1 protein-coding gene is annotated in these 1,444 nt (G+C 47.6%); it reads left to right on the plus strand.

Translation table 11 applies throughout. From position 1 onward, the window contains the following. Nucleotides 1-1,323, plus strand: a 1,323-nt coding sequence (locus ACP45E_RS18330; RefSeq protein ID WP_083251623.1) for a malate synthase G, incomplete at its 5' end; no start/stop codon positions are given. Nucleotides 1,324-1,444 lie beyond the last annotated feature (121 nt).

Genomic DNA, 1,444 nt, shown 5'->3' on the forward strand with positions numbered 1-1,444 from the left:
AAAGCACTGGCTTACCGTAACTGGCTAGGTTTGATGAAAGGTGATCTGCAAGAATCACTAGAGAAAAACGGTAAAACCATCGTTCGTAGTTTGAATCCAGATCGCCAATACACCAGCGTGACGGGCGGTGAGATCTCGCTGAAAGGCCGCAGCATGTTGTTCATCCGTAATGTCGGCCACCTGATGACTAACCCTGCGATTATTGATGCCGAAGGTAATGAAGTGCCTGAAGGCATTATGGATGGCATGATAACTTCGCTAATCGCGATGCATGATTTGAAAGGCAACAGCGCGTACCAAAACTCAACCGCGAATAGCATCAACATCGTGAAACCTAAGATGCATGGCCCTGAAGAAGTCGCGTTTACTAATGAATTGTTTGGCCGCATTGAAGATGCATTAGGTTTAGACCGCTACACCATCAAAGTTGGCATTATGGACGAAGAGCGTCGTACTTCGGTCAACCTGAAAGAATGTATTCGAGCGGCTAAAGATCGTGTTGTGTTCATCAACACCGGTTTCTTAGACCGAACCGGTGATGAGATTCACACGAGTATGGAAGCGGGACCATTTGCGCCTAAAACACAGCTGAAAACCATGACTTGGATTGGCGCATACGAAGATCAGAACGTTGATCTTGGCTTAGCTTGTGGCCTGCAAGGTAAAGCTCAAATCGGTAAAGGTATGTGGCCAGAGCCAGACAATATGGCGAAGATGATGGACGCGAAAATCGGACATCCTCAAGCGGGCGCAAATACCGCTTGGGTTCCTTCTCCAACCGCCGCGACTTTGCATGCTCTGCACTATCACAAGGTGAGTGTACCAAGTCGTCAGAAAGAGCTTCGTGAGCGAATGAGAGCGAACGTTGATGATATTCTGACTATTCCGCTATTAGGTAATCAAAAGCTGACAGCTCAAGATATCCAAAACGAATTGGACAACAATACGCAAGGTATTCTTGGTTATGTAGTGCGTTGGATTGACCAAGGCGTCGGGTGTTCTAAGGTGCCAGATATTAACGATGTCGGTTTGATGGAAGACCGAGCTACGCTGCGTATTTCGAGCCAACATATTGCCAACTGGTTACGTCATGGGATTTGTAATGAAGCCCAAGTAATGAGAACCATGAAGCGCATGGCCGCAGTGGTGGATGAGCAAAACGCTGGCGATCCGAACTACCGCAACATGGCGCCAGACTTTGAAAACAGCATTGCATTTTCAGCGGCTTGTCAGTTGGTATTTGAGGGGGGGGCTCAGCCGAATGGCTATACTGAGCCCGTGTTACACGCGATGCGTTTAAAACTGAAAGCACAAAATGCCTAGCAGACACAGCGAAGCAAGCCAATAACGGCGAAGCAAACCAATAACGAAAATAAAGAATGTGAACGACTAAAAAAAGCAAACTCTTTAACCGAGCCCAAGGTGCCGCGCTTTATTGCGCGGC

Source organism: Vibrio genomosp. F10 str. 9ZD137 (genome assembly GCF_049974785.1).
Classification (GTDB): Bacteria; Pseudomonadota; Gammaproteobacteria; order Enterobacterales; family Vibrionaceae; genus Vibrio.